The 1,313-nt window shown below is 61.8% G+C and carries 2 protein-coding genes and 2 pseudogenes; all 4 read left to right on the top strand.

What is annotated here, in order from left to right:
* Positions 1-383: pseudogene (locus CO655_RS33120) on the top strand (dihydrolipoyl dehydrogenase); the annotation flags it as partial.
* Between the two features lie 135 nt (positions 384-518).
* Entirely contained in the window at positions 519-773 is a 255-nt protein-coding gene (locus CO655_RS33125; protein ID WP_011425215.1) for a GlsB/YeaQ/YmgE family stress response membrane protein, read from the top strand.
* A 14-nt stretch (positions 774-787) separates the two neighbouring features.
* On the top strand, positions 788-1,036 hold the full coding sequence (locus CO655_RS33130) for a GlsB/YeaQ/YmgE family stress response membrane protein (protein WP_097609244.1): 249 nt from the start codon (positions 788-790) through the stop codon (positions 1,034-1,036).
* A 48-nt stretch (positions 1,037-1,084) separates the two neighbouring features.
* A pseudogene (locus CO655_RS33135) lies at positions 1,085-1,313 on the top strand (lipoyl synthase); the annotation flags it as partial.

Raw genomic sequence — 1,313 nt, forward strand, 5'->3', positions numbered from 1 at the left:
ATCCGACCGACAAGGGCAAGGTTCCCGGCTGCACCTATTGCAACCCGCAGGTCGCTTCCGTCGGTCTCACCGAAGCCAAGGCCAAGGAGCTCGGCCGCGACATCCGCGGCGGCCGCTTCTCCTTCGCCGCCAACGGCAAGGCGCTCGCGCTCGGCGAAGACCAGGGCATGGTCAAGGTGATCTTCGACAAGAAGACCGGCGAGCTTCTCGGCGCCCATATGGTCGGCGCCGAAGTCACCGAGCTTATCCAGGGCTTCGTCGTTGCGATGAACCTCGAGACGACCGAGGAAGAGCTGATGCACACGATCTTCCCGCATCCGACGGTCTCCGAAACGATGAAGGAAGCGGTGCTCGATGCCTATGGCCGTGTGCTGAACGCTTGATAATTTCCAGGGCCGCCCTTTATCCCAGGGCGGCGAAGCCGTCCCTCAGGCGGCGAAGCCGTCCCTCAGGCGACGAAGCTGTCCTCCGTGATGGCTTAAGCCGCTCCGGGGTAGAAAAAACGAAAGGAAATCATCATGTCCATGGAGACGCAGGCGTTGCTGGTGTTTTTGCTGATCGGCCTGGTGGCAGGCTTCCTCGCAAGTCTGGTCGTCGGTGGCGGCGGCTTGATCAGATGTCTTCTCAGCGGCATCATCGGCGCCTTCGTCGGCGGCTATCTGTTCAGCGCGCTGGGCATTTCGCTGGGCATTGAAAATGCCCTTGTCGTGCAGATCATCCACGCCACCGTCGGCGCGATCATCGTGGTGCTGGTTGCCAGGGCAGTCGCTTAGGGGGAAGGGCAGACATGGAGAGCGTGGGCTGGATTTCGGCAATCATCATCGGCGGGTTCGCGGGCTGGCTCGCCGGCAAGCTGATGGATGCACGATACGGGATTTTCCTGAACATCGTGCTCGGCATCGTCGGCTCGGTCGTCGCCACCGCCATCCTCGCCCAGTTCCATGTCCAACTTGCCGGCGGACGGCTCGGTTACTTCGTCACGGGTTTCCTTGGCGCCTGCCTGCTGATATTCCTTGCGCGGCTGGTGCGGCGCTAGATCGAAGAGATGATGCCGCTTTAAGGGCGGCGGAAAGCTGAAACTGCAATGGTGACCATTCTCGATACGATCAATCCCGACGCCAAGCGCGTGCGCCATCCGGAAAAGGCGCATCGGCCGGATACGGAAGTCATGCGCAAGCCGGACTGGATCCGCGTCAAGGCGCCGACCTCCAAAGGCTATGCCGAGACGCGCGCGATCGTGAAGGAGCACAAGCTCGTCACCGTCTGCGAGGAAGCCGGCTGCCCGAATATCGGCGAGTGCTGGGACAAGAAGC

The organism is Rhizobium sp. M1, assembly GCF_002531805.1.
Taxonomy (GTDB): domain Bacteria; phylum Pseudomonadota; class Alphaproteobacteria; order Rhizobiales; family Rhizobiaceae; genus Rhizobium; species Rhizobium etli_C.